This is a genomic window from Sinomonas sp. (assembly GCF_051955515.1).
Taxonomy (GTDB): domain Bacteria; phylum Actinomycetota; class Actinomycetes; order Actinomycetales; family Micrococcaceae; genus Sinomonas.
Window position 1 is genome coordinate 31,535 of record NZ_JBQCGQ010000291.1, and the last position, 25,682, is coordinate 57,216.

The 25,682-nt window shown below is 68.1% G+C and carries 22 protein-coding genes and 1 riboswitch; of the genes, 19 read left to right on the forward strand and 3 right to left on the reverse strand.

Annotated elements, in window-relative coordinates:
• Window positions 1-72: 72 nt before the first annotated feature.
• From smc to ACTHL9_RS17455, 3 genes are all read left to right on the forward strand, one after another.
• Window positions 73-3,684: a chromosome segregation protein SMC gene (smc, locus tag ACTHL9_RS17445; RefSeq protein WP_440520534.1), complete on the forward strand. Its 3,612-nt coding sequence runs from the start codon at window positions 73-75 to the stop codon at window positions 3,682-3,684.
• Window positions 3,685-3,697: 13 nt separating this feature from the next.
• The gene (ftsY, locus tag ACTHL9_RS17450; protein WP_440520535.1) at window positions 3,698-4,918 is read left to right on the forward strand and encodes a signal recognition particle-docking protein FtsY; all 1,221 of its coding nucleotides are present in this window, start codon (window positions 3,698-3,700) and stop codon (window positions 4,916-4,918) included.
• A gap of 98 nt (window positions 4,919-5,016) precedes the next feature.
• Entirely contained in the window at window positions 5,017-8,388 is a 3,372-nt protein-coding gene (locus ACTHL9_RS17455; RefSeq protein WP_440520536.1) for a fibronectin type III domain-containing protein, read from the forward strand.
• Here the strand turns inward: ACTHL9_RS17455 and ACTHL9_RS17460 are convergent.
• On the reverse strand, window positions 8,344-9,612 hold the full coding sequence (locus ACTHL9_RS17460; protein ID WP_440520537.1) for an MFS transporter: 1,269 nt from the start codon (window positions 9,610-9,612) through the stop codon (window positions 8,344-8,346). The genes ACTHL9_RS17455 and ACTHL9_RS17460 overlap by 45 nt on opposite strands.
• A 221-nt stretch (window positions 9,613-9,833) precedes the next feature.
• On the opposite strand from ACTHL9_RS17460, the gene ACTHL9_RS17465 reads away from it, so the two are divergent.
• The 4 genes from ACTHL9_RS17465 (at window position 9,834) to ACTHL9_RS17480 (ending at window position 13,524) form a co-directional block, all read left to right on the forward strand.
• The gene (locus ACTHL9_RS17465) at window positions 9,834-11,210 is read left to right on the forward strand and encodes an ammonium transporter (protein ID WP_440520538.1); all 1,377 of its coding nucleotides are present in this window, start codon (window positions 9,834-9,836) and stop codon (window positions 11,208-11,210) included.
• The gene (locus ACTHL9_RS17470; RefSeq protein WP_138413276.1) at window positions 11,207-11,545 is read left to right on the forward strand and encodes a P-II family nitrogen regulator; all 339 of its coding nucleotides are present in this window, start codon (window positions 11,207-11,209) and stop codon (window positions 11,543-11,545) included. Before ACTHL9_RS17465 ends, ACTHL9_RS17470 begins: the two co-directional genes overlap by 4 nt.
• A 237-nt stretch (window positions 11,546-11,782) precedes the next feature.
• Window positions 11,783-13,189 (forward strand): ammonium transporter, encoded by a 1,407-nt coding sequence (locus tag ACTHL9_RS17475; RefSeq protein WP_440520539.1) that lies wholly within the window; start codon window positions 11,783-11,785, stop codon window positions 13,187-13,189.
• Entirely contained in the window at window positions 13,186-13,524 is a 339-nt protein-coding gene (locus tag ACTHL9_RS17480; RefSeq protein ID WP_440520540.1) for a P-II family nitrogen regulator, read from the forward strand. Before ACTHL9_RS17475 ends, ACTHL9_RS17480 begins: the two co-directional genes overlap by 4 nt.
• Here the strand turns inward: ACTHL9_RS17480 and ACTHL9_RS17485 are convergent.
• Window positions 13,517-14,923 carry a glucose-6-phosphate dehydrogenase gene (locus ACTHL9_RS17485; protein WP_440520561.1) on the reverse strand — a complete coding sequence of 469 codons (1,407 nt, stop codon included), beginning with the start codon at window positions 14,921-14,923 and terminating at the stop codon, window positions 13,517-13,519. The two genes, ACTHL9_RS17480 and ACTHL9_RS17485, sit on opposite strands and share 8 nt — an antisense overlap.
• A gap of 187 nt (window positions 14,924-15,110) precedes the next feature.
• On the opposite strand from ACTHL9_RS17485, the gene ffh reads away from it, so the two are divergent.
• Window positions 15,111-16,691, forward strand: a complete 1,581-nt coding sequence (gene ffh, locus ACTHL9_RS17490; RefSeq protein WP_440520541.1) for a signal recognition particle protein — start codon at window positions 15,111-15,113, stop codon at window positions 16,689-16,691.
• Window positions 16,692-16,805: 114 nt separating this feature from the next.
• Here the strand turns inward: ffh and thiC are convergent, their stop codons facing one another.
• Complete coding sequence (gene thiC, locus ACTHL9_RS17495; protein WP_440520542.1) at window positions 16,806-18,572, reverse strand: phosphomethylpyrimidine synthase ThiC; 1,767 nt, start codon at window positions 18,570-18,572, stop codon at window positions 16,806-16,808.
• A 6-nt stretch (window positions 18,573-18,578) separates the two neighbouring features.
• A riboswitch (TPP riboswitch) is annotated at window positions 18,579-18,686 on the reverse strand.
• Between the two features lie 93 nt (window positions 18,687-18,779).
• On the opposite strand from thiC, the gene ACTHL9_RS17500 reads away from it, so the two are divergent.
• The 11 genes from ACTHL9_RS17500 (at window position 18,780) to ACTHL9_RS17550 (ending at window position 25,599) form a co-directional block, all read left to right on the forward strand.
• Window positions 18,780-19,670, forward strand: a complete 891-nt coding sequence (locus tag ACTHL9_RS17500) for a VOC family protein (protein WP_440520543.1) — start codon at window positions 18,780-18,782, stop codon at window positions 19,668-19,670.
• Window positions 19,671-19,805: 135 nt separating this feature from the next.
• Complete coding sequence (locus tag ACTHL9_RS17505; RefSeq protein ID WP_440520544.1) at window positions 19,806-20,267, forward strand: hypothetical protein; 462 nt, start codon at window positions 19,806-19,808, stop codon at window positions 20,265-20,267.
• 182 nt (window positions 20,268-20,449) lie between these two features.
• Window positions 20,450-20,851 (forward strand): 30S ribosomal protein S16, encoded by a 402-nt coding sequence (gene rpsP, locus ACTHL9_RS17510; protein ID WP_440520545.1) that lies wholly within the window; start codon window positions 20,450-20,452, stop codon window positions 20,849-20,851.
• Between the two features lies 1 nt (window position 20,852).
• Window positions 20,853-21,095, forward strand: coding sequence for an RNA-binding protein (locus ACTHL9_RS17515; protein ID WP_138413284.1), 243 nt, complete (start codon window positions 20,853-20,855; stop codon window positions 21,093-21,095).
• A gap of 101 nt (window positions 21,096-21,196) precedes the next feature.
• Window positions 21,197-21,748: a ribosome maturation factor RimM gene (rimM, locus tag ACTHL9_RS17520; protein ID WP_440520546.1), complete on the forward strand. Its 552-nt coding sequence runs from the start codon at window positions 21,197-21,199 to the stop codon at window positions 21,746-21,748.
• On the forward strand, window positions 21,749-22,534 hold the full coding sequence (gene trmD / locus ACTHL9_RS17525; RefSeq protein ID WP_440520547.1) for a tRNA (guanosine(37)-N1)-methyltransferase TrmD: 786 nt from the start codon (window positions 21,749-21,751) through the stop codon (window positions 22,532-22,534).
• A gap of 199 nt (window positions 22,535-22,733) precedes the next feature.
• Window positions 22,734-23,093 (forward strand): 50S ribosomal protein L19, encoded by a 360-nt coding sequence (rplS, locus tag ACTHL9_RS17530; RefSeq protein ID WP_440520548.1) that lies wholly within the window; start codon window positions 22,734-22,736, stop codon window positions 23,091-23,093.
• Between the two features lie 69 nt (window positions 23,094-23,162).
• Complete coding sequence (gene lepB / locus ACTHL9_RS17535) at window positions 23,163-23,765, forward strand: signal peptidase I (protein ID WP_440520549.1); 603 nt, start codon at window positions 23,163-23,165, stop codon at window positions 23,763-23,765.
• A complete protein-coding gene (gene lepB / locus ACTHL9_RS17540) occupies window positions 23,762-24,529 on the forward strand; it encodes a signal peptidase I (protein ID WP_440520550.1) in 768 nt (255 codons plus the stop codon). The genes lepB (ACTHL9_RS17535) and lepB (ACTHL9_RS17540) overlap by 4 nt, the downstream gene beginning before the upstream one ends.
• Before the next feature lies 1 nt (window position 24,530).
• Entirely contained in the window at window positions 24,531-25,271 is a 741-nt protein-coding gene (locus tag ACTHL9_RS17545) for a ribonuclease HII (protein ID WP_440520551.1), read from the forward strand.
• 4 nt (window positions 25,272-25,275) lie between these two features.
• Window positions 25,276-25,599: a DUF2469 domain-containing protein gene (locus ACTHL9_RS17550; RefSeq protein ID WP_043127802.1), complete on the forward strand. Its 324-nt coding sequence runs from the start codon at window positions 25,276-25,278 to the stop codon at window positions 25,597-25,599.
• Window positions 25,600-25,682: the final 83 nt, after the last annotated feature.

Here is a 25,682-nt window from a genome sequence, read left to right on the forward strand (position 1 = left end):
GTCCATCCCCGGTGGCAGAATGCAGAGCAGGATTGCCCACGGCCGCCACAGCGACAGGAGAACCGCGCTCCCTTGCATCTCAAGACCCTGACCATCCGAGGCTTCAAGTCGTTTGCCTCGGCCACGACGTTCGAATTCGAACCGGGCGTGACCGCAGTTGTCGGTCCGAACGGTTCGGGGAAGTCGAACGTCGTCGACGCGCTGGCGTGGGTCATGGGGGAGCAGGGCGCCAAGACGCTGCGGGGCGGGAAGATGGAGGACGTCATCTTCGCGGGAACCGCGGGACGCCCGCCGCTCGGCCGCGCCCAGGTCTCGCTCACGATCGACAACGCCGACGGGGCTTTGCCCATCGAGTACAGCGAAGTCACGATCTCCCGGACGCTTTTCCGCACGGGCGGGTCGGAGTACGCGATCAACGGCGAGGCCTGCCGCCTCCTCGACATCCAGGAACTCCTCAGTGATTCGGGCCTCGGACGTGAGATGCACGTGATCGTGGGGCAGGGCCAGTTGGATCGCGTCCTGCACGCGACCCCCGAGGACCGGCGCGGCTTCATCGAGGAGGCCGCCGGGATCCTCAAGCACCGCCGGCGCAAGGAACGCACGGTGCGCAAGCTCGACGCGATGCAGGGCAACCTCCAGCGGCTTGCCGACCTCACGGGGGAGATCCGGCGCCAGCTCGGCCCTCTGGGGCGTCAGGCTCAGGTGGCACGGAGGGCCCAGACGATCCAGGCAGACGTGCGCGACGCCCGCGCGAGGCTGTTGGCGGACGATGTGGTGCGCCTGAGGGAATCACTGGAGAAGGACCGCGCGGACCAGTCGGCCCTCATAGAACGTCGTGCTCAGGTCGAGCGGGACCTCGAGGCCGCGCGCCGCGAACAGGCGGACGCGGAGCGCGCTGCGGCGGTGGCGACGCCGCGCCTCAACGCTGCGCGCGACCTCTGGTATCGGCTCTCGTCGGGGCGGGAGCGGCTTCGATCCCTCGCCAAGGTCGCCGAGGAACGGCGCCGGCTTCTCGGAACGAATGAGCCCGAGCACTCGGGGCGGGACCCGGAGCGGCTCGAACGCCAGGCAGCGGAGGCTCGCGTGGAGCTCGCGGTGCTGGCCGAAGCCATCGACGTGCGCGCCGAGACCCTCGAAGCGGCGTCGGAGGCTCGCGCGGAGGCCGAGGCCGAGGCCGCAGAGGAGGACCGGCGCCACACCGCGAGGCTCAGGGCCCTGGCCGACCGCAGGGAGGGCTTGGCCCGACTCGCGGGCGCGGTGGCGGCGGCGCGTAGCCGCGTCGAAGCGGCGGAGGGCGAGATCGGCCGGCTCCGCTCGTCACTGGGCTCGGCGAGCCAGCGCCGTCGGGACGCCGAGCTCGAATTCACGGCCCTCGAATCCCAGGTTGCCGGGGTAGAGGAGGGCGAGGAAGGACTCGACGCCGAGTACGAGGACGCCGCGGCACGTCAGGAAGCAGCGGAGGCCGCGCTGGCCGAGATCGAGGAGCGCCGACGGGACGCCGACGGGGCACGCCGCTCCCTCGAGGCGCGGCTCGAGGTGCTGCAGGCGGGGCTGAGGGGGCGGGACGGCAGCGGGGTCATCGCGGCCTCGGGCGACGGTGTTCTCGGGCCCGTCGCGTCCCTCGTCAAGGCCGAGCCCGGATTCGAGGCCGCCTTGGCGGCAGCCTTGGGCGCGGCCGCGGAGGGCCTCGTGATGGACGGCGCCGAGGCAGCCCACCGGGCGCTCGCTCGGCTGAGAGAGGACGACGGCGGCCAGGCCGCGCTGCTCGTGTCGGGCGCCCCCATGCCCGAACACGATGAGTCCCCGCGGCCCGCGCTCCCGGAGAATGCCCGCTGGCTGACCGCGGTGGTGACTCCGGACGCGCGGGTGCGCTCCGCCGTCGTCCGCCTCCTCGATTGCGTCGTCGCGGCGACGGACACCTCGCAGGCGGCCGCCATCCTCGCCGAGCAGCCCGATCTCACGGTGGTGACGCGGCAGGGGGATGTGCTCACCTCCGCCGTGGTGAGGGGCGGATCGGCGGGTGCGCCGTCCACCCTCGAGCTGCAGGCGCAGGCCGAGGATGCGGAGGCCGAGCTCGCCTCCGCCCAGGCGGAGTACGAGCGCTCGGGCTTCGAGCTCGCTGGCGCCCGCGACCTCGTGCGTGAGGCCGCCGAGCGGGCCGATGCGGCCCTCGCCGCACTCCACGACTCGGACGCGAAGTTCGCGGCGGTCGCCGAACGCCTCGCCGCCTTGGGAGCGCAGCTGCGCGGTGCGACCGCCGAGGACGAGCGGCTCCGGGCCTCGCTCACAGCCGCCGAGTCGCAGCTCGAGTCCGAGCAGGAAGCCCTCGCGACCGCCGTCGAGCGGCTGGAGGCGGCCGAGGAGACGGCAGCGGGAGTTGAAGAGGACGACGACGACGCCACCTCCTCAGGCGATCGGGAGCGCTTGGCCCAGCGTGCGACGGCGGCGCGTGCGGCTGAGCTCGAGGCGCGCCTCGCACTCCGGAGCGCAGAGGAGCAGCACCGGGCGCTTGAGGCACGGGCAGAATCCCTTGAACGCGCCGCGGAGGGCGAACGGCGCGCGGCGGCGGCGGCCCAGCGTCGCGCGCGCGAGCGTGCGGCCAAGGCCGCACGCGCCGCGGAAGTGGCCCGTGCGGCGCACGCCGGCGTGGAGGCGATGGACCGGGCTGTCGAGGAGGCCGCCGAAGAGCGCGATGCGGCGGAGGAGCGGCGGGCCGAACTCGACGAGAGGCTCACGGGTCTGCGCTCGATGACGGACGCCCTCGCCAAGGAACTCGCCGAGCTGGGCAACGCGGCGCATCGCGACGAACTTGCCCGCGCCGAGCTCGGCCTTCGCCTCGAGGCCCTTGAGGACCGCGCCATCGAGGAGCTCGGGGTCTCCGCCCAGCAGCTCGTCGACGAGTTCGGCCCGCACCTGCCGGTCCCGATCCCCGAGTCCCAGGCGGCGGGCGGCGACAAGTGGGCTGCCCTCCGAGTCGAGGTCGACGAGGCGGGGGAGCCGGTCGGCGGGGCGCCCTACGTGCGGGCCGAACAGGAGAAGCGGCTCAAGAAGGCCGAACGGGACCTCGCGTCGCTCGGCAAGGTCAATCCGCTGGCTCTCGAGGAGTTCGCGGCGCTCGAGGAACGGCACAGGTTCCTCAACGAGCAGCTTGAGGACCTCAAGGCGAGCCGACGCGACCTCCTCGCCATCATCAAGGACGTCGACGACCGCGTGCAGCGGGTCTTCGCCGAGGCATTCGCGGATACCGCGGTCCAGTTCGAGCGGGTCTTCGGACGGCTCTTCCCGGGCGGCGAGGGACGTCTGGTGCTCACCGAGCCCGAGGACATGCTGACCACCGGGATCGAGGTCGAGGCGAGGCCAGCGGGCAAGAAGATCAAGCGGCTCTCGCTGCTCTCCGGCGGCGAGCGCTCGCTCACCGCGGTCGCGCTGCTCGTGGCCATCTTCAAGGCCAGGCCGTCGCCGTTCTACGTGATGGACGAGGTCGAGGCCGCTCTCGACGACACGAATCTGGGGCGCCTCATCACGATCTTCGAGGAGCTGCGGGAGTCCAGCCAGCTCATCGTCATCACCCATCAGAAGCGCACGATGGAAGTCGCCGATGCCCTCTACGGCGTGTCGATGCGGGGCGACGGGGTCTCGACCGTCATCAGCCAGAAGCTCGAACGCGTCGAAAGCCTGTCATGACAGACTAGGTCTCGTGACAGACCTCTCCGCATTGCTGCCTTTCATCATTGCTGTGATCGTGCTCTTCGTCGTCGCCGGGTCCGTCATCGGGCTTGTCCGGGGGCGGCGCTCAAGGGTTCGCTACACGGACACGAGGGATGCCAACGATCCCGTCCTCGCGCCCAATCAACCGAATGTGGCCGGTCCCGAGACGGGCGCGCCGACCGCCGTCGCCGAACCGCCGGCGCCCACCCTCGAGGCCGAGCCGGGCGTCGAGGTCCCCGAGGCGTTCGAGGAGCCCGTCGCCGAGGCGGTGCCCACCGAGACCCCGGCCCCGGTCGCGGGCCGGCTCCAGCGGCTCCGCGAACGGCTCGCGCGCAGCAACAACGTCCTCGGCAAGGGCCTTCTCGCCCTGCTCTCGAGCGACCGCATCGACGACAACGTCTGGGATGAGGTCGAGGAGACCCTGCTGCTCGCCGACATCGGCACCGAGCCGAGCCTCGAGCTCGTCGACACCCTCAAGGACCGCGTCAAGGTCATGGGGAGCCGGAATCCCGATGAGGTCCGCGCGATGCTCCGAGACGAGCTCGTCAAGCTCGTGGACCCGTCCCTCGACCGCTCGCTCAACGTCGATCGCAAGGCCGGCAAGCCCGCCGTCGTCCTCGTGGTCGGCGTGAACGGCGTGGGGAAGACGACCACGGTCGGCAAGCTCGCGCGTGTTCTGGTCGCCGAGGACAAGGACGTGATCCTGGGCGCCGCGGACACCTTCCGCGCGGCCGCCGCCGAGCAGCTGGCCACCTGGGGTGCGCGCGTGGGCGTCCCGACGGTGAAGTCCGACGTCGATGGCGCCGATCCTGCCTCCGTCGCCTTCGAGGCGGTCAAGGCCGGCATTGAGCAGGAGGTCGATGTGGTCATGGTCGACACCGCCGGGCGCCTGCAGAACAAGGTGGGCCTCATGGACGAGCTCGGCAAGGTCAAGCGCGTCATCGAGAAGCAGGCCGAGGTGGACGAGGTGCTCCTGGTCCTCGATGCCACGACCGGGCAGAACGGCCTGAACCAGGCCAAGGTCTTCTCCGAGGTCGTCGACATCACCGGGATCGTCCTGACCAAGCTGGATGGCACCGCGAAGGGCGGCATCGTCGTCGCGATCCAGAAGCAGCTCGGGGTGCCGGTCAAGCTCGTGGGCCTCGGCGAGGGCCCGGACGACCTCGCGCCCTTCGACGTGGAGGGCTTCGTCGACGCGATCCTCGCCTGACGGCATTCCCCGCCTCGTGGTCTTGACTCGATCGGGGAGAGGGCGCACTGTGTTGGCGCTGGGTGTTTCATTGCGGTCTCCACACCGTGGGAGTTCCAGTGCGCCCCGTCCTTCGTTCCCGATTCCTCCGTGTTGCGGGCGTGCTCTTCCTGGCCGCCGGACTCGGCGTGCAAGCGCCGCCGGCCCAGGCCGTGACCAGCCCCGCCTTCGTCCAACAGGCCTCAGCCCATGCGGCGAACGTCTCATCACTCGCCGTGACGCCGGGCTCGGCAGTGGCGGCCGGCGACAGGCTGGTGGTGGCCGTCGGTGTCTGGAACAGCTCCTCGGCGACCACTGCGAGCGTGGCTGACTCCGCCGGGAACACCTACACCGAACTCGTCCACTTTGCGGCCTCTGACCATACCGAGCTGAGCATCTGGAGCGCGCCGATCACGGCTGGCGGGGGGACGCGGCCAACAGTAACGGCCAAGCCGACCTCCAGCGCGGATGTTGGCCTCTCGGTCGTGGAGTACAGCGGACTGTCGACGGCGGGCGGCGTCTCGGCCATGGATGTCCACGCGCAGGGTTCGGGAACCACATCCGCAAGCGGGACGGTCGCCTCGGGAGCGACGCCGGCGACGACGGGCGACGGCGAGCTGGCCTTCGGTGCTTACGTCGACTCAGGGTTCGGCGACACCCTCGGCGGTGGGCAGGGCTTCACAGTGCGGACGAACACCTCGAAGACCTCCGATATGGAGTTCGTGGACGAGGACACCGTCGTCGGCTCGGGCGCAGCGCCGAACGCGAGCTTCACGACGGGGGCCAATACGGTGTGGCTCGCCGCGACTGTGGTCCTCAAGAACGCAGGCGCCCCCGCGCCGACCGTCCCCGGAGCACCGACAGGGGTCGCAGCGAGCCCGGGGAACGGCTCGGCGACTGTGTCCTGGACGGCGCCGTCCAACGGCGGGTCCCAGATCTCCTCGTACACCGTGACGCCGTACGTCGGCACCGCTGCCCAACCCGCCACGACGGTGACGGGGACGCCACCCGCGGCGTCCGCCACGGTGACCGGCCTCGCGAACGGGAGCACGTACACCTTCACCGTCTCGGCGACGAACGGCGTTGGCACGGGACCCGCGTCGGCGCCGTCGAACGCCGTCGTGCCGAGCACGAACGCGAGCGGCCAATGGGGACCGCTCCTCACCTGGCCGATCGTGGCGGTGCACTCCGTGGTGCTCAACAGCGGAAAGATCCTGCAGTGGGACGGCTGGCAGACGCCCGAACCGACCTCGCTCTACGACCCGTCGACCGGTTCGTTCACAACGATCACCGCGCCGTCGAGCATCTTCTGCTCAGGCAACGCAAAGCTCGCCGACGGCCGGGTGATCGTGGCGGGCGGCTATGGCGTGACGACCACCGGAAATCAGGGGCTGACCGACACCAACGTCTTCGATCCGAGCACCCAGGCGTGGAGCCGCTTGGCAAGCATGAATCTTCCGCGCTGGTACCCGGACCTCGTTGAACTTGCCGATGGCCGCTATGTGGCGATCAGCGGCAACTCGTCCAGCGCCTCGACCTGGGCTGACACCCCTGAGGTCTACGATCCCTCGACCAACACGTGGACGCTCCTGACGAAGATCACCACCTCCCAAGTCCACGAGGAGGAGTATCCGTTCTCCTACCTTGCCCCCAATGGCAAGGTCTTCACCATCGGTCCCTCTGAGGATGTCTCCTATTGGCTCGACGCGGCGGCTCAGACCTGGACGTCAGTCGGCGCGAGCGGGCTGAGGAACGGTTCCTCGGTCATGTACCGGCCCGGGCAGATCCTCTACAGCGGGGGCGCTCCGAGCGTGACCTCGACGACGACGGCAGTCGCCGGCGCGGCGACCATCGACCTCACCGCCAGCACCCCCGGGTGGAAGCCCATTGCCCCCATGAACTACCCCCGCGTCTACCACACTCTCACCACACTCGCCGACGGGCGCGTGCTCGCCGTCGGTGGAGAACCGACCTCGGATCAGACCCAGGTCACGAGCGGCGTGCTCCCCGCCGAGATCTGGGATCCGGCAACCGGCGCGTGGAGCGTGATCGGTCAGATCGCGGCGGCGCGGAACTACCACTCCACGGCCGTCCTCCAGCCCGACGGCACGGTGCTGATCGCGGGCGGCGGCCACGAAGACTCACTGGGCAATCCCGGGCAGTACAGCGCCCAGGTCTACTCGCCGTCGTACCTGTTTGGAGGCACCCGGCCGACGATCTCTTCCGCTCCGGCGACGATCGCGTACGGATCGAGCTTCACGATCAGCAGCCCCGACGCTGCGTCCATCAGCGCCATCAACCTCGTCTCGTTCGCAGCGGACACGCATCAGGCCGACATGGACCAGCACTTCGTCCCGCTCAGCTTCACCGCAGGCTCGGGCTCCCTGTCTGCACAGGCTCCTGTCTCGGGCGCCTCCGCGCCCCCGGGCGACTACATGCTCTTCGTCGTCAACGGAAGCGGTGTGCCCTCCCTGGCCGCGACCGTGCACGTCGCGCCTGCGGCCACCGCTCCCGCGGCGCCCGCCGGAGTGAGCGCCTCGGCGGGAAACGCCTCGGCAAACGTCACCTGGAACGCTCCGAACAACGGCGGATCGACGATCACGTCGTACACCGTCACGCCATGGACGGGCGGGACGGCACTGGCGCCGACCACGGTGACGGGCAACCCAGCGCCCACCGGGGCAACGATCACGGGCCTCACGAACGGGGTCGCCTACACCTTCACGGTGACGGCGACCAACGCCGTCGGGACCTCGCCCGCGTCGGCCCCCTCCAACAGCGTCACACCGAGCTCCACCGTGGTGCCAGCGTTCGTTCAGCAGGGCAGCGCCCACGTGGGCAATTCGCCCCAGACGACCGTGACGCTCGGGCGCGCCGTCACCGCGGGAGACAGGCTTGTCGTAGAAGTGGGTGTCTGGAATTCCTCGAACGCCACGGCGAGCAGTGTCACGGACTCGGCAGGCAACGCCTACACCGAGATCACGCACTTCACCGCCTCGGATCACACGGAGATGAGCGTCTGGACGGCACCGATCACGGGAGGGGGCGGCTCGACGGTCACCGTCACGGCAAAGACGACGTCCCCGGCCGATATTGGCCTCGGAGTCCTCGAATATTCGGGCCTCTCCACCGCGACCGGAAGCGGCGCCGTGGATGTCCAGGCCCACGCTACGGGGACCACCGGAACGAAATCGACAGTCGCCTCGGGCGCCACCGCGGCAGCCAGTGCTGCCAACGAACTCGCGGTCGGGTTCTACGCCGATTCGGGTTTCGGGGACACGCTGGCGTCCGGGTCGGGGTTCACCTCTCGCATCAACGTCTCGCCCGCTCCCGATATGGAGTTCGTGGCCGAGGACCAGCTGACCGCCGTAGGGGCCGCGCCGAACGCCACCTTCTCAACCGGCGCCTCAACCGTGTGGCTCGCGGCCGTCCTCGTTCTCAAGCATTCGTGATGGGTCGGCTTTCCGGGCGCTGCTGCGATTCCGTCTGCCTGTCCACGCTGGCATGGCGAGCAGGAGGCACGTGCCCGAGGCAGCGAAGGCCCACACATAGCCGACGCTGTCCGCGAGAAGGCCGGCCAGCAGCGGCCCCACGATGCTTCCCACGTCGGAGACCATCTGGAAGACGGCCAGCGGAGCTCCGCCGCTCCGCTCGCGGCCTATGACGTCGGCGACCGTGGCCTGCAGCGCGGGGCTGAGGAGGCCTGAGCCGAAGCCGGCCACCACGGACAGCAGGAAGAGCACGCCGTCGCTGCCGCTCACTCCCATGAGCGCCGTTCCGACGGCGGCGATGCCGAGCCCCGCGAGCGCCAGCGGCCGCCGGCCCCACGTGTCCACGAGGCGGCCTGAGAAGGTGAGGGCCCCCGCCGTGCCGAGGGCGAAGAGGGCGAGCGCAAGGCCTGCGACGGCTGGCGCGGCGTGAAGCACGGCAGCAGCGAACAGCGGGACGAGGGCCATGCGGATGCCGAACGTGGCCCACCCGTTCGCGAAGTTGGAGACCAGGGCTGCGCGGTAGGGCGTCACGGAAAGGGCCTCGGGGAGGCGCAGAGGAGGCAGGGCGGTCCGGACCTCGGCAGTCCGACCGCGCCCGAGCATGATGCCGACGATCGATGCCGCGACCACGAGCGTGCCGGCGTACACGAGGAACGGGACTCGCAGCCCGAGGCCGGCGAGGAGGCCGCCCACCAGCGGGCCGGCAATGTTCCCCAAAAGGAACGACGACGCGTAGAGGCCGCTCACGCGCCCACGCGCCTCGGGCGGGGCGAGCCGCACGATGAGTCCCGATGCCGAGATGGTGAACATCGTGGAGCCGATTCCTGCGAGTCCGCGGAAGAGGAGGAGCTGCCAGTAGCTTCCCGCGAACGCGCACGCGCCGGTGAAGACCGCGACCGTCAGGACACCGATCACGTAGACCGGCCGTTCCCCGAGCCGGTTCACCAGGCCGCCCGCGCTCGGTGCCAGGACGAGGCGCGTCAGGGCGAACGCGCTCACGATCACCGACGCGGCAGTGGCACCGACACCGAAGCTCGCGGCGAATTGGGGCAGGACCGGGGCCACGAGACCGAAGCCGATGGCGATCGCGAAGGCTGCCGCGACGAGCACCCAGACGTCGCGCGGGATCGCGGTGCGGGGAGCAGCAGGGCGGTGGTCCGTCGCGCGGGGGAACAGGCGGGGCATGGCACAACCCTATGAAAAAGCGCTCTGAAACACCGCGTTAACGTCCCGGTGATCCTGCCTTAACGCGGGGGATGAAGTTGTAACAACAGGGCAATTTGGGTCGCGTGCGGCTGAAACACCGGAGGCGCAATCTGTTCTCAGTGGTCCGATCGGGCCGTCGAAAAGCGGCGGCGACGGGCCAGGCGATTCCGTTCTGTTCCACCCCTCGAAAGGCAATCACCATGAACGCTGGCGATACCGCCTGGGTCCTCGCCTCGGCAGCGCTCGTGCTGCTCATGACGCCCGGGCTTGCTTTCTTCTACGGCGGCATGACCCGCGCCAAGTCCGTGCTCAACATGATGATGATGAGCTTCGGAGCCATCGCGCTCGTCGGAGTCCTGTGGGCCACCGTGGGCTATTCGATGTCGTTCGGCACCGACGCATTCGGCGGCCTCATCGGCAACCTCGACAAGTTCGGCCTCCATGGCACTCTCTCCACCGGACAGGACATGTCGCTGGCCGGCACCATCCCTGAACTCGCCTTCGTCGGCTTCCAGGGCGTGTTCGCGATCATCACGGTTGCGCTCATCTCCGGTTCGATCGCCGACCGGGCCAAGTTCGGTTCGTGGATGGTCTTCGCGGCCCTGTTCTCGGTCCTCGTCTACTTCCCGGTGGCGCACTGGGTGTTCGACGCCAACAAGGACGCGAACGGCAACTTCATCGGCGGCTGGCTCAACCACCTCGGCGTGATCGACTTCGCGGGTGGAACTGCTGTCCACATCAACGCCGGGGCGGCCGGTCTGGCCCTCGCGCTCGTCCTCGGCAAGCGCCGCGGCTTCGGCAAGGATCCGAACCACCGCCCGCACAACCTCCCGTTCGTGATGCTCGGCGCGGGCCTCCTCTGGTTCGGCTGGTTCGGCTTCAACGCGGGCTCGGCGCTCGCAGCCAACGGAACGGCGGCCTTCGCCTGGATCAACACGCTCGTCGCACCGTGCGCCGCCGTCCTGGGCTGGCTCATCGTCGAGAAGATCCGCGACGGGCACGCAACTTCCCTTGGTGCTGCCTCCGGCGCCGTGGCGGGCCTCGTGGCGATCACGCCGGCCTGTGCAGCGATCTCCCCGCTCGCGGCCATCATCCTCGGCGTCCTCGCCGGCGCTGTCTGCGCCCTCGCCGTTGGCCTCAAGTACAAGTTCGGCTACGACGATTCGCTCGACGTGGTGGGCGTGCACCTCGTAGGCGGCATCGTCGGCACGCTGTTCATCGGTCTCGCGGCCAGCCCCGGCGCCCCCTCGGCAGGTCAGGGCCTGTTCTACGGCGGCGGCTTCGAGCTGCTCGGCAAGCAGGCGATCGGCGCCGGCACCGTCCTCGGGTACTCGTTCGTCCTCTCGCTCGTGATCGGCCTCATCATCAAGGCGACGATGGGTTTCCGAGTCTCCACGGAGGCCGAGGAAGCCGGTGTCGACATCGCGCTCCACGCCGAGACCGCGTACTCCTCGACGGCATCTGGCGGCAACGGCTTCCACCCCTTGGGTGCCAAGGGCGCCGCAGACGAGATCTCCGGGTTCAACGCGGACGATCTGCTCACCGAGTCCACCAAGGCAGGGAAGGTCACTTCATGAAGCTCATCACCGCGATCGTCCGGCCCGAGAAGCTCGACGCGATCCGAGAAGGCCTCGAGTCCTACGGGGTCCAGGGCCTGACCGTCAGCACGGCGAGCGGCTACGGCCAGCAGCGCGGCTACACCGAGGTGTACCGCGGCGCGGAATACAGCGTGGACCTCCTCCCCAAGGTCAGGGTCGAGATCCTCGCGACCGACGAGCAGACTGACGACATCCTCGACGTCATCATCACGACGGCCAACACCGGCCGCGCCGGCGATGGCAAGGTCTGGACGGTCGACGTCCACGAGGCCATCCGGGTCAGGACCGGCGAGCGCGGGGCAGCCGCGATCTAGCCAGCCCACCCAGGCAGGGAGCGGACGACGGCGGGAGGCACCGCCGTCGTCCGCTTTCCGCAGGCCTGACAACCGGCGGAAACCGCCACCAGGAAACACGGCGTTAACACGCCGGTGACGGACTCTTAACGTCCGTGGCTCTGTTGTAACACTGGGGCAACATGGGTGCTCGACGTTGGAAACACCGCGGGAGGAATCTGGAAGACGACCGTTTCCCCCTCGGAAGGCCCACGACCCATGAATGCTGGCGACACCGCCTGGGTACTCGTCTCCGCAGCGCTCGTGCTGCTCATGTCGCCCGGACTCGCGATCTTCTACGGCGGCATGACCCGCGTGAAGTCCATGCTCAACATGATGATGATGAGCTTTGGCGCCCTCGCGATCGTCGGCGTCCTCTGGGTCACGGTCGGATACTCGATCTCGTTCGGAGATGACGCGTTCGGCGGCCTGTTCGGAAACCCGTTCGAGTTCTGGGGTCTCCACGGTCTCCTGTCGACCGGGAGGGACATGCCGCTCGTCGGGAGCATCCCGGAGATCGTGTTCGTGGGCTTCCAGGGTGTCTTCGCGACCGTCACGGTTGCGCTCGTATCCGGCGCGATTGCCGACCGTGCGAAGTTCGGCTCCTGGATGGTGTTCGCCGCACTGTGGGGCGTCCTTGTGTACTTCCCGGTCGCGCATTGGGTGTTCGACGCGAAGTCAGACTCCCACGGCACGTTCATCGGCGGCTGGCTGAACCACCTTGGGCTCATCGACTTCGCCGGCGGCACGGCCGTCGAGGTGAACGCCGGCGCTGCCGGCCTCGCGCTGGCCATTGTCCTCGGGAAGCGTCTCGGCTTCGGCAAGGACCCCAACCACCGCCCGCACAACCTTCCCCTCGTGATGCTGGGCTGTGGCCTCCTCTGGTTCGGCTGGTTCGGCTTCAACGCCGGTTCGGCCCTCGCGGCAAACGGCACCGCGGGCTTTGTCTGGATCAACACCCTCGTGGCACCGTGCGCCGCCGTGCTCAGCTGGCTCGTCGTCGAGAAGGTCCGCGACGGTCACGCCACGTCCTTCGGGGCGGCTTCCGGCGCCATCGCCGGGTTGGTCGCCATCACGCCGTCCTGCGCCTCCCTGACGCCGCTGTGGGCCATCGTCCTCGGCCTCGTCGCGGGAACTGTCTGTGCGCTCGCCGTCGGCCTCAAGTACAGGTTCGGCTACGACGATTCGCTCGACGTGGTGGGCGTGCACCTTGTGGGCGGCATCGTGGGGACGCTCTTCATCGGCCTCGCCGCGAGCCCTGCTGCTCCAGTCGCCGGCCGTGGCCTCTTCTACGGCGGCGGCCTCGAGCTCCTCGGCAAGCAGGCCGTCGGGACCGGAGCCGTGCTGGTCTACTCGTTCGCGGTCTCCATCGCGCTCGGCCTCGTCATCAAGGCGGTCATGGGCTTCCGGGTCTCGGCCGACGTCGAAGAAGCGGGGGTCGACATCGCGATCCACGCCGAGACCGCGTACCACTCCGGTTCGTCCTCGGCCGGCGGATTCCATCCGCTCGCGGCGAAGCTCCCCATCGCCCACCTGCAGGGACCGGTTCACCCCCACGACGGCGTCGGCGAGTCTGCTGGGCGGGAGCTCGTCGACGCGCGCGGCACGGCTACAGTTTCCTCGTGAAGTTGATTACTGCGATCGTCCGTCCCGAAAAGCTTGATGCGATCCGGGAGGGCCTCGAGTCCTACGGGGTGCAAGGCCTCACCGTGACGAAGGCGAGCGGCTACGGACGCCAGCGCGGCTACACGCAGGTGTATCGCGGCGCCGAATACACCGTGGATCTCCTGCCGAAGATCCGAGTGGAGATCCTCGCGGCGGACGAGCAGACCGAAGACATCCTCGACGTCATCGTTGCGGCCGCCAACACTGGCCAAGCCGGGGACGGCAAGGTCTGGACAGTCCAAGTCGACGACGTGGTACGCGTCCGGACCGGTGAGCGCGGATCGGACGCTATCTGACGCCCTCGTCCCTGCCGACTTCCGTCCCGTCCGCCTCGAGCGACGAGGTGGCCCACCTCTCCGGTCCCATGCTTCCTGCCGGGTAGGTCTCCATGGGCACCTTGTCCGCGGCCCACGCTGAGAGCACGGGGTCCACCACCCGCCAGCAGCTCTCCGCGGTGTCCCCGCGCACCGAGAGCAGGGGATCGCCGCTCAGCACGCCGTCAAGAACCTCGCCGTACGGGAGGAGGTCCGTGGCGCTGAGGTCTGCGTCGAGCGTGACGCGATTGAGGGTGAGGACGTCTCCCGGTCCATTGACGTCGACGTCGAGCTGGAGGACGTCGGGGCCGAAGCCGATGCGCAGGCGGTTCGGCTCGTCCACGCCGATGAATCCCTCGGGAAGATGGGGAACCGGCTTGAACGTGATGACTGCTTCCTTCCGCTTCGCTCCGAGCGCCTTCCCCGACCGAAGGACGAAGGGGACCCCCGCCCAGCGCCAAGTGGCGAGCGTGACGGTGATCTCCGCGAGCGTCTCAGTTCCCCTCGCGGCCTCGACGCCCGATTCCGCGGTGTAGTCCGGTACCTCGCGGTTCCCGATGCGGCCGGCGGTGTACCGGGCACGGCGCGTCGTCTCGGCGAACGGCTCCTCGACTCGGGCGGCCCGGAGAACGGCACTGATCTGGTCCCGCAGATCGCGCTCGTCGAGTCGCGCCGGCGTTTCCATGGCGAGGATCGCCATGACATGGAGCAGGTGGCTTTGGATCATGTCCCGCAGGGCGCCCGCGCGGTCGTAGTAGCCGGCGCGTCCCTCGAGCGTGAGGTCTTCGTCGAAGAAGATCTCGACCTTCTCGATGTGGTCTCGGTTCCATACCGGCTCGAGGAAGTTGTTGGCGAACCGCAGCCCGAGGATGTTCAGGACCGTGCCCTTTCCCAGGAAATGGTCCACACGGTGGATCTGCTGCTCGGGAACGAGCGCGCGGAGGGTCTCGTTCAGCGACTCGGCCGAGGACTCGGAGGTGCCGAACGGCTTCTCGAGCACAAAGCGGGTTCCTGGCGGGAGGTCGGCGGGGGAGAGGACCTCGCAGGCCTTCTCCGTGATCTGGGGCGGGAGGGCGAAGTAGACCGCGACGGGCGACGGCAGTGCCTCGAGAAACCGCGCGAGGACCCCCGGAGCCGTGACGTCCAGCTGCTGGTACGTGGATTCGCGGCGGACGCGCTCCAGTTCCTGGCGCCCCTCTGGGGTGGCTTCGGCCAGCGCCCCCTCCGTCGCGTCATGGACGCGCGCGGCCCACTGCTGCTCGGTCCAGTTCTCGTGGCCGGCTCCCATGACGGAGAGGCCGGCGTGCCGCCCTGTCGCGAGAAGCCGGGCCAACCCGGGGAACAGGAGGCGTCCCGTGAGGTCCCCGGACGCGCCGAGAATGAGGAGGGTTCGGACCTGTCCCCGTCGCCGATCCGGCTCGGAAGTCGGTGAGGGGGCGGGCTTCGGATCTGAGGTCTGGGTCGTCACGGTGCCCAGCATGCCACCGCCCACGTGCCGTTGATACCCTTGGGAATGGCAGATCCGCCGATTGGCGGGCAACTCACAGGACTGAAAGCGACTCCGTCACGTGTTCAACTCCCTCTCGGACCGTCTGACTGCGACGTTCAAGAATCTCCGCGGCAAGGGCCGCCTGAGCGAGGCCGACGTCGACGCAACCGTCCGCGAGATCCGCCGCGCTCTCCTCGACGCCGACGTAGCGGTTCCCGTCGTGCGCGATTTCGCGGCGCGCGTCCGCGAGCGGGCTCTCGGCGCGGAGGTGGCCGCCGCGCTGAATCCGAGCCAGCAGGTCGTCAAGATCGTCAATGACGAACTCGTGAACATCCTCGGCGGCGAGACGCGGCGCATTCGGCTCGCGAAGAACCCGCCCACCGTCATCATGCTCGCCGGTCTGCAGGGTGCCGGCAAGACCACGCTCGCGGGCAAGCTGGCCAAATGGCTCAAGGGCCAGGGCCACTCGCCCATCCTCGTCGCCGCGGATCTTCAGCGTCCGAACGCCGTCACGCAGCTTCAGGTCGTGGGGCAGCGAGCCGGCGTCCCCGTGTACGCCCCGCACCCTGGCGTCCAGTCCGAGTTCGAGGCTGCCAGCGGGGATCCGGTCGGCGTTGCCCGCGGAGGCGTCGAGGAGGCCCGCCGCAAGCTGCACGACGTGGTCATCGTCGACACGGCCGGACGCCTCGGCATCGACGCCGAACTGATGCAGCAGGCGGCGGACATCCGTTCCGCCGTCAATCCCGACGAAGTCCTGTTCGTCATCGACGCGATGATCGGCCAGGACGCCGTCAACACCGCGAAGGCCTTCGAGGAGGGCGTCGACTTCACCGGCGTCGTCCTCACCAAGCTCGACGGCGATGCCCGCGGCGGCGCCGCCCTCTCGGTGGCCTCGGTGACCGGTCGTCCCGTCATGTTCGCCTCCACGGGCGAGGGCCTGGACGACTTCGAGCTGTTCCACCCGGACCGGATGGCATCGCGCATCCTCGACATGGGCGATGTCATGACGCTCATCGAGCAGGCCGAGAAGAACTGGGACCGGGACGAAGCCGCTCGGATGGCGAAGAAGTTCGCCGACCAGGAGGACTTCACGCTCGAGGACTTCCTGACCCAGATGCAGCAGATCCGCAAGATGGGCTCGATGAAGAAGCTCCTCGGCATGATGCCGGGTGCGGCCCAGTTCCGCCAGCAGCTCGAGCAGTTCGACGAGCGCGAGATCGATCGCGTCGAAGCCATCGTCCGGTCGATGACGCCGCACGAGCGGGTGGCGCCCAAGATCATCAATGGCTCGCGTCGCGCCCGCATTGCCCGCGGCTCCGGCGTCCACGTCTCCGAGGTCAACGGCCTGCTCGAGCGGTTCGGCCAAGCCCAGAAGATGATGCGCAAGATGGCGCAGGGCGGTGGAATCCCGGGAATGCCGGGGATGCCCGGCATGGGCGGAGGATCGCGGAAGCCCGCCGGCAAGAATGGCAAGAAGAAGGCCCGCTCGGGCAACCCGGCGAAGGCGGCGCAGCAGCTGCGCGAGGCGGAGCAGCGGCGTGCAGCCGGCGCCGCGAACGCAGCCAAGTCCGGCTCCGCGTTCGGCCAGCAGGAGCCGTCCGACTTCGACCCGGCGTCCCTGAACCTTCCGAAGGGCTTCGAGAAGTTCCTCGGCAAGTAACCGTCTGGCACCCCCGCGCGCACCCCTCTCCGCCGAGGTCGGGTCGTGTGGCGCCGAGGTCGGGTCGTCTGCCGCCGAGATCGGGGCTTCTCGCCCCGACCTCGGCGGAGCAACTTATTCGGGTGCGCCCACGGAGATAGTCTCGGGCAGATAGACCTTCCCGCCCTGGGCGAGGAACTCGGCACTTTTCGCCTTCATGCCGTCTGCGATCCCGGCGATCGCTTCCTGAGCCTCCTTGGATCCGAATTCGTTCCGGATGTCCTGGGAGATGCGCATCGAGCAGAACTTGGGCCCGCACATCGAGCAGAAGTGGGCCGTCTTGGCCGGCTCGGCCGGGAGAGTCTCGTCGTGGAAGGCCTCGGCCGTCGCCGGGTCGAGGGAGAGCGCGAACTGATCCTTCCAGCGGAACTCGAAGCGGGCCTTCGAGAGGGCATCATCGCGTTCCCGGGCGCCAGGGTGCCCCTTGGCGAGATCGGCCGCGTGGGCGGCGATCTTGTACGTGATCACCCCGGTCTTGACGTCGTCCTTGTTCGGCAGCCCGAGGTGTTCCTTGGGGGTGACGTAGCAGAGCATGGCGGTGCCGTAACGGGCGATCTCCGTTGCCCCGATGGCCGACGTGATGTGGTCGTAGCCGGGGGCGACGTCCGTAACGAGGGGTCCCAGCGTGTAGAACGGTGCCCCATCGCAGAGCTCCTGCTGGCGTTCGACATTCTCCCGCACCAGATGGAATGGGATGTGGCCAGGGCCCTCGACCATGACCTGCACGTCGAACTCCCACGCGCGCTTAGTCAGCTCGGCGAGCGTATCGAGCTCGGCGAACTGGGCGGCGTCGTTCGCGTCCGCCGTCGAACCCGGCCGCAAGCCGTCTCCGAGGGAGAAGGCGACATCGTATTGGGCGAAGATCTCGCACAACTCATCGAAATGGGTGTAGAGGAAGTTCTCCTCGTGGTGCGCGAGGCACCAGCCGGCCATGATCGATCCGCCGCGGGACACGATCCCCGTAACGCGGTTCGCCGTGAGCGGAACGTAGCGCAGGAGCACGCCGGCATGGATCGTCATGTAGTCGACGCCCTGCTCGCACTGCTCGATCACGGTGTCGCGGAAGACTTCCCATGTGAGCTTCGATGCGTCGCCGTTGACCTTTTCGAGAGCCTGATAGATCGGCACGGTGCCGATTGGAACTGGCGCGTTGCGGATGATCCATTCGCGCGTCGTGTGGATATCGTCGCCGGTCGAGAGGTCCATGACGGTGTCCGCGCCCCATTTCGTTGCCCACTGGAGCTTGTCGACCTCCTCGGCGATCGACGACGTCACCGCCGAATTGCCGATGTTCGCATTGATTTTCACGAGAAAGGCCTTGCCGATGATCATCGGCTCCGACTCGGGGTGGTTGATGTTGCTCGGGATGATGGCGCGCCCGGCGGCAACTTCGCTCCGGACGAGTTCGACGTCGCAGTTCTCGCGGAGTGCGACGAACCGCATTTCGGGCGTGATCGTGCCTCGGCGGGCGTAGTGCATCTGGGTGACACGCAGGCCGTCCTTGGCGCGCCGGGGGACTGGCTTGGCGCCCTTCCACTCGGCTGAGGCTGCACCACGACGCTGCGCCGAGCGGCCGTCGTCGAGCAGGTTCCGCTCGCGACCCTCGTAGGCCTCCGTGTCTCCGCGGTCCTCGATCCACGCCGCGCGGCAGGGCGGCAGCCCCACCACCGGGTCGCTGCCGGGGCCGGCGGTCCGGTAGACGTGCAGGGACGGGTTCGGCAGGCCGTTGGGGGAGGGATCGAGCCGGATCTCGGTGACCGGCACTCTCAGTCCCTGCTCTTTGTCGTCGACGAACGCGAGCGCGTGGGCGGGGTGCTGTTCTGCGGTTGCTGGGGTGCTCACAGTGTTTCCCAAGGGATTCTCACTTCCTACGCCGGCATGACCCGGACAGGTTCGACGGTCGCAGGCCGCGTCAGCCTGATCTCAGCCCCTGCGAGGGCACCCGTGTGGACAGTCACGCAGGCTAGCACGACAGCCGGAATATTCCTGCTTGATTGAAGCTTCAAGTAAATGTACGATGGATGACAACACCAGATCCGAGGAGCAGCCATGACCACACCATCCAGCTTGTCGGCGTCGAGCCAAGATCTCCTGCCCGCGGACCTGAGCATGGGCACGGTCATGCTCAAGGTCGGGGACATGAAACTCATGCTGGACTACTACCAGCGAGCCTTGGGCCTCGTGCCGATCTCCGAGTCGCTCGGCGGCGTGTACCTGGGACGCAAGGGCCTTCCGATCATTCACCTCAGCCCTGCTGCCGGACTGCAGATCCCCGGGCGAGGAGAGGCCGGGCTGTTCCACACGGCGATCCTGTTCGAGAATCGATCTGATCTGGCAGCCACGGTCGCGACGGCCGCCCAGTATGACCCGCGCCTCTTCGCGGGGAGCGCCGACCACCTTGTCTCCGAGGCCTTCTATTTCACCGACCCCGAAGGCAACGGCGTCGAACTGTATTTCGACAAGCCGCGCAGCACCTGGGAATGGCATGGCGACCAGGTCGTCATGGACAGCCTTCCGCTTCCCCCGCGGGGCTTCCTCCAGGCGAACCTCACCGAAGAAGCGGTGACTTTCCAGACCGAGTCGGGTGCCGGCGTCGGCCATGTGCACCTCCAGGTCGGTGACGTTCCCACCGCGCACCGCTTCTACGTGGACACTCTCGGATTCGAGCAGACCGCGGGGTGGCATGGGCAGGCCCTCTTCGTCGCTGCGGGGAAGTATCACCACCACATGTCGTTGATCGTGTGGAACAGCCGCGGGGCCGGGCCGCGCAAGGACACGCTGGGCCTCGGCGAGGTCCTCATCCACCTTCCGGGCGACGACGATCTCCTCGCCGCGGCGGACCGCCTGAAGTCTGCCGGAGTTGCCACCGAGCACACAGGGCTCGAGCTCCGGTTCGAGGACCCGTGGCGGAACAGGATCCGTCTGGCAGTGGAGCGCTGACCCGCGCTTCGTGGCAGCCCGTTCCCTCCTGCGCTACGCTCAACGTGTCCGCGGGCCCCGCGGGCACGTTGTCCGTTCAGCAGTCCGTCGCAGGGGCTGGCCTGGCCCCGCGCCCGCCCGATCGAGGGGGATCCCGTGTCAGCTCCCAACCCGTTCGCCGAAGTATTCGTCTCAACCCACTCCGACGCGCTCCGCAGGGCCGCGGACCTCGACGCCGGCTCCGCTTCCGACGTCGATGGCGAGGGGGTGCGCATCCCGGGCGTCTCGGACTATGAGATCGAGCAGCTAGGAGGACTGGTGGGGGCAGCGGTGCACGCTGCGGGCGCCGACTACGAGCTCGTCATGGTGGACGTCGCCAGCGATACGCTTCTGGCGGTTCCGCCGGCCATGGTCCGCGCGCTCGCGGAGCTTCTCGCGTATGAGTCCGACGAAGGCGAGGGCGACGCCGTCGAGCGCGTCGCCGCGGCCTGGGTGGACCAGGAAGACCTGCCGTTCAACGCCCAAGAGGCCTACGGATACGTCGAGCAGCTGGCCAAGCTTGCCGCTGACGTCGACGAATCGGACCAGCAGGAACTCTTCGTCTGGGCAGGCTCCTGAGCTCGGCCGCGTTGCAAATCGCAATGCCGCCGAAGCATCTGGCACAATAGACGGGTACCCGATCCGCGTGGCCCCTCTCTCCGCGCGCGTCGTGTCCACCAGAACCGGCCCGAGTATGGCTCGCCCCACGGGTGCAGAAAGCGCGGGTTCGACCATTTGCAGAAACAGGAGTGACCACAACAGTGGCCGTTAAGATTCGTCTCAAGCGCTTCGGCAAGATGCGCCAGCCGTTCTACCGCATCGTCGTCGCGGACTCGCGTACCAAGCGCGATGGCCGTGCGATCGAAGAGATCGGCAAGTACCACCCAATCGAGGATCCCTCGTTCATCGAGGTCAACTCGGAGCGCGCCCAGTACTGGCTCTCCGTCGGCGCTCAGCCGACCGAGCAGGTGCTGGCGCTCCTCAAGGTCACCGGCGACTGGCAGAAGTTCAAGGGCCTCCCGGGTCAGGAAGGCACCCTCAAGGCTCCCAAGTCCAAGGCTGCGTTCGTTGCCCCTGAGAAGGACTCCGTGATCGTCCCCGAGGCGCCCAAGGCGTCGAAGGCTGCCGACGAGGCCCCCGCCGAGACGGCCGAGGCTGAGTAACTTGCTGGCCGACGCACTCGAGCACCTCGTCCGCGGAATCGTGGACAACCCCGACGATGTCACCGTGGAGGCCAAGAGTGGCCGCCGGGGCGATATCCTCGAGGTCCGCGTCCATCAGGACGATTTGGGCCGGGTGATCGGCCGACAGGGGCGAACGGCGCGTGCGCTCCGCACCGTCGTGGCGGCCCTGGCCGAGGGCGACGCGGTTCGTGTCGACGTCGTCGACACCGACAGACGCCGCTGACCTCTGGCACACCAGCACGAGGCTCCGGCCCCTCCGCCGATAGGCTGAGGGGCCGGAGCCTTTTCTGTATGACGAATTTGCGAGCACGATGAGAGGAAGAGATGAAGGTTCGGGTCGCGCGCATCGGCAAGCCGCACGGCATTCGGGGCGAGGTGACGGTGCAGGTCCTGACGGACTCGCCTGAAGACCGCTTCATCCAGGGCGCGGAGTTCGACGTCGACCCCGCCTCCCACGGTTCTCTCACCGTGGGCTCGCTCACGGTGCGCTCAGCGCGCTGGAACAAGGACATCCTCGTCCTCGGATTCGAGGAGGTTGCCGACCGCAATCGCGCCGAGGAAGTGCGCGGGGCCACGCTCTTTCTGGACACAGAGGACGTCGAGGACGAGGACGACGAGGGCTGGTACGAGCATGAGCTCGTGGGTCTCGAGGTCCGTGTCGACGGCAAGGCAGCGGGAAGCGTCTCGGCTCTCCAGATCATGCCCGCCCAGGATCTCCTCGTCGTGGATACGCCCTCCGGCGAGGTGCTGGTTCCTTTTGTCGAGGAGATCGTTCCCGAGGTCGACGTCGAGGGCGGCTTCATCGTCGTCGTCCCGCCGCCGGGGCTCTTCGAGCTGAACTCCGAGCCTGAGACGCGGCAAGGCAAGGAAGCGTAGGTGCGCGTCGACGTCGTCAGCATCTTCCCGGAGTATCTTGCCCCGCTCCGGCTCTCCCTGCTCGGCCGCGCGCAGGAGGACGGGATCCTTCAGCTTTTGGTGCACGACCTGCGGGACTTCACGGCTGACCGGCACCGGACAGTAGACGACACGCCGTATGGCGGTGGCGCGGGCATGGTCATGAAGCCCGAGCCGTGGGCGCTCGCACTTGAGGCTGTCCTGGCCGAGCTTCCCGAGACGAACGAGCCGCCGACGCTGATCGTGCCGTCGCCCGCCGGGGAGGTCTTCACGCAGGCGCTCGCCCACGAATTGGCCCGGGAGCCGAGCCTGACGTTCGCGTGCGGCCGCTACGAGGGCATCGACGAGCGCGTCCTCGAGTGGGCCGCCGAGCACTTCCGCGTGCGGCCCGTGAGCCTTGGCGACTACGTGCTCAACGGCGGCGAAGTGGCCGTCATGGCCATGGTCGAGGCGGTCGGCAGGCTGCTCCCCGGCGTCGTGGGGAATCCCGAATCGCTCGTGGAGGAGTCCCATTCGGACGGCCTCCTCGAGTACCCGGTGTACACGAAGCCCTCCTCGTGGAGGGGACACGACGTGCCCGACGTCCTTCTGAGCGGCAACCACGGGCTCATCGCCCGCTGGCGCCGCGAGCAGCAGTTCCGCCGGACCGCCGCTCGACGCCCTGAACTGCTCGAAGACGCTGATCCTGCCGACTTCACAGGGCGGGAGCGCGAGGTCCTGCGGGAGCTGGGGTACGACGTCGTCCATGGTCGCCTCGTGCGGCGGTGATGCTCCGGGGATTCGCGCTGGCGCGCGAGATCATGGCAGAATAGAGCGTTGCGCCCGCCGGGCTTGGACTCTGCCACAGGGGAGCCTGCCAACGGTCGGGGCGCCCCGCTGCCGGGTCAGCCGGCGTGCGGGGGAGAGCACGGGCCTCGCGGCCCGCGACTGAAGCGATTGACCTGTGGCAGTCGCCAGGAGAAGCATCATGCATATTCTCGACAACGTTGACGCCGCGTCCCTCCGCTCGGACGTTCCCTCGTTCTCGCCGGGTGACACCATCAAGGTGCATGTCAACATCATCGAAGGCAAGAACACCCGCATCCAGGTGTTCCAGGGCTTCGTGGTCGGCCGTCAGGGCTTCGGTGTCCGCGAGACGTTCACCGTCCGCAAGGTCTCCTTCGGTGTGGGCGTCGAGCGCACGTTCCCGGTTCACTCCCCGATCATCGACAAGATCGAGGTTGTGACCAAGGGTGACGTTCGCCGCGCCAAGCTGTACTACATGCGCGAGCTCCGCGGCAAGGCCGCGAAGATCAAGGAGAAGCGCGACTACAGCAACTCCAAGTAAGCCTTGCTGCAAGGCTTCCGTACCGAGCGCCGGCCCAGGCTACTGGGCTGGCGCTCGGCGCTTCTCGGAGTGATTGCGGCCATTCTGGTCTGCGGACTCGTCCGAGCCTTCCTCGTGGACCTCTACTACATCCCGTCCGGCTCGATGGAGCCCCTGCTCCAGCCGGGTGATCGAATAGCCGTGTCGCGCACGGCCTTTTCAGGACGCCCTATCGCCCGTGGAGACGTCGTGGTCTTCGACGGCCGTGGCTCGTTCGCCCCCCTCGACAGCGGGCGCGGATGGGTGGGGGACGCCGTCCGCGGAGTCGGCGAGTGGTTCGGGCTCGTGCCCAATGAGACCGTGTACGTGAAGCGTGTCGTGGGCGTGGCGGGAGACCACGTGACGTGCTGCACGGCCGACGGGCACATCACGGTCAACGGCAGCCCGCTCGATGAGCCCTATGTCTACCCAGGCGATGCTCCCAGCACTCAGCGGTTCGACGTCGTCGTCCCTCCCGGCCGCCTGTGGCTCCTGGGTGACCACCGCGCCGACTCTGTGGACTCGCGATCTCTTCTCGGGGCACCCGGTGGCGGACTTGTCCGCACCGACCGCGTTATCGGCGAGCCCATCGCCATCCTCTGGCCGCTTGATAGATTGGGCGCGATGAGCAGCACTCAGAAGGAGGCCCAGTGACGCACGGGGCGGAGACAGGGCCACATGGGGCAGAGATCGGACCTGATGCCCCGGACTCGCAGGGAAGCGCAGACTCGGGCCATGGCCGCCGGCAGCGACGCAATGGGATTCTCAGCTGGCTCCGGGAGATAGCGCTCATCCTGGTCATCTCGATCGCGATCTCGTTCGTGATCAAAACCTTCTTCTTCAAGGCGTTCTATATTCCCTCCGAGTCCATGGTTCCCACGCTCGAGGAGAACGACCGGATCTTCGTGAACCTCATGGTGCCGCGGAATTTCGAGCTCCATCGTGGAGACGTCATCGTCTTCAAAGACACGAAGGGATGGCTTCCGCCGTCGCCGGATGGGAATCAGAACTGGTTCCAGCAGAGCCTCGAATTCATCGGCCTCCTGCCTGACATGTCGCAGCAGCACCTCATCAAACGGCTGATCGGGCTGCCGGGAGATCATGTCGTCTGCTGTGACGCACAGCAGAAGGTCACCGTCAACGGCGTCGCGCTCACTGAGCCCTACGTCAACCCCGCCGAAGTCCCGCGCCCTGTGCCCTTCGACGTGACCGTTCCAGCCGGCAAGGTGTGGGTGATGGGGGACAACCGGAACCATTCATCGGACTCCCGCTTCCACAACGCGTCTCAGCCGGGCAACGGATTCATTGACGAAAGCGACATCGAGGGCCAAGCTGTCGTCATCGCATGGCCGCTCAACCGCCTAGGAAGCCTGGGCAGCTATCCCAGCACCTTCGCGTCCATCCCTGCCCCTCACTGATATGACCGTGATCCAGCCCATCATCGAAAGGCCAACCGCGATTCGGCGCGCCCCTGCGCCCGCGACACTGCGCTACGTCCGCCAGCTCGCCGCCGAGTACGGTCCGCTCGTGGCAGGGTGCGACGAGGTTGGCCGGGGAGCACTTGCGGGCCCGGTCTCCGTCGGCATCGTGGTAGTCGACGCTCGTACAGTTCGCACCCGTACGATGTTCCGCGACAGCAAGCTGCTCGCCCCCGAGAAGCGTCGGGAGCTCGTTCCCAAGGTCCGCTCGTGGGGGGTCGCGAGCGCGGTCGGCCACGCGGGGGCGGACGAAATCGACGCCTTTGGCCTCATGGAGGCACTGAGGCTGGCCGGAACCCGGGCACTGGAGGCGATCGCTGCGGCCGGGGTGGTGCCGGATGTTGTCCACCTCGACGGCAATTACGACTGGCTGGGCCGGGGGGGCCAGAATTCGCTCTTCGGCGACGTCGCTGCTGTGCCGGTCATCCCGGTCCACACCATGATCAAAGCCGATCTCAAGTGCCAGGCCGTCGCTGCGGCAAGCATCCTCGCCAAAGTCGAACGCGATGCGATCATGACGCAGATCGGGGTGGACGACCCCCGGTACGGGTGGGCGGTGAACAAGGGCTACGCGACGGCTGAGCACCGTGCCGCCCTCATCGAGTACGGGGCTAGCACGTGGCACCGGCGCAGCTGGAATCTCGAGGGTGCCTCCGAGCCTCTCGAAGGTGATGGAGGATAGGACAATGAGCGCTGAAGATCTCGAGAACTACGAGACGGACATGGAGCTGCAGCTCTACCGTGAGTACCGCGACGTCGTCTCGCTGTTCAGCTATGTCGTGGAGACCGAGCGGCGGTTCTATCTGGCCAATCACGTGGACCTACAGGCCCGCTCGGCGGACGGTGAGGTGTATTTCGACCTGACCCTTCAGGACGCGTGGGTCTGGGACGTCTATCGGAGCGCGCGTTTCGTCAAGAGTGTCCGTGTGATCACCTTCAAGGACGTGAACGTCGAGGAGCTCCCCAAGGTCGAGGACCTCGCGCTGCCCAAGGACGGCCTCGGGACGTAGCGTCCTGCGCGGGGGGTAGTCCTCCACAACGCTTTTCTGGGCGCGTCGTCCACATAGGGTCCGCTCCGACCCACCCGACGGAC

Bases quoted from the DNA above. Each gene is read 5' to 3' on its own strand.
- ACTHL9_RS17460 (WP_440520537.1), bottom strand. From the start codon at position 9,612: ATGCCCCGCCTGTTCCCCCGCGCGACGGACCACCGCCCTGCTGCTCCC.
- ACTHL9_RS17465 (WP_440520538.1), top strand. From the start codon at position 9,834: ATGAACGCTGGCGATACCGCCTGGGTCCTCGCCTCGGCAGCGCTCGTG.
- ACTHL9_RS17470 (WP_138413276.1), top strand. From the start codon at position 11,207: ATGAAGCTCATCACCGCGATCGTCCGGCCCGAGAAGCTCGACGCGATC.
- ACTHL9_RS17475 (WP_440520539.1), top strand. From the start codon at position 11,783: ATGAATGCTGGCGACACCGCCTGGGTACTCGTCTCCGCAGCGCTCGTG.
- ACTHL9_RS17500 (WP_440520543.1), top strand. From the start codon at position 18,780: ATGACCACACCATCCAGCTTGTCGGCGTCGAGCCAAGATCTCCTGCCC.
- rimM (WP_440520546.1), top strand. From the start codon at position 21,197: ATGAAGGTTCGGGTCGCGCGCATCGGCAAGCCGCACGGCATTCGGGGC.
- rplS (WP_440520548.1), top strand. From the start codon at position 22,734: ATGCATATTCTCGACAACGTTGACGCCGCGTCCCTCCGCTCGGACGTT.
- ACTHL9_RS17545 (WP_440520551.1), top strand. From the start codon at position 24,531: ATGACCGTGATCCAGCCCATCATCGAAAGGCCAACCGCGATTCGGCGC.
- ACTHL9_RS17550 (WP_043127802.1), top strand. From the start codon at position 25,276: ATGAGCGCTGAAGATCTCGAGAACTACGAGACGGACATGGAGCTGCAG.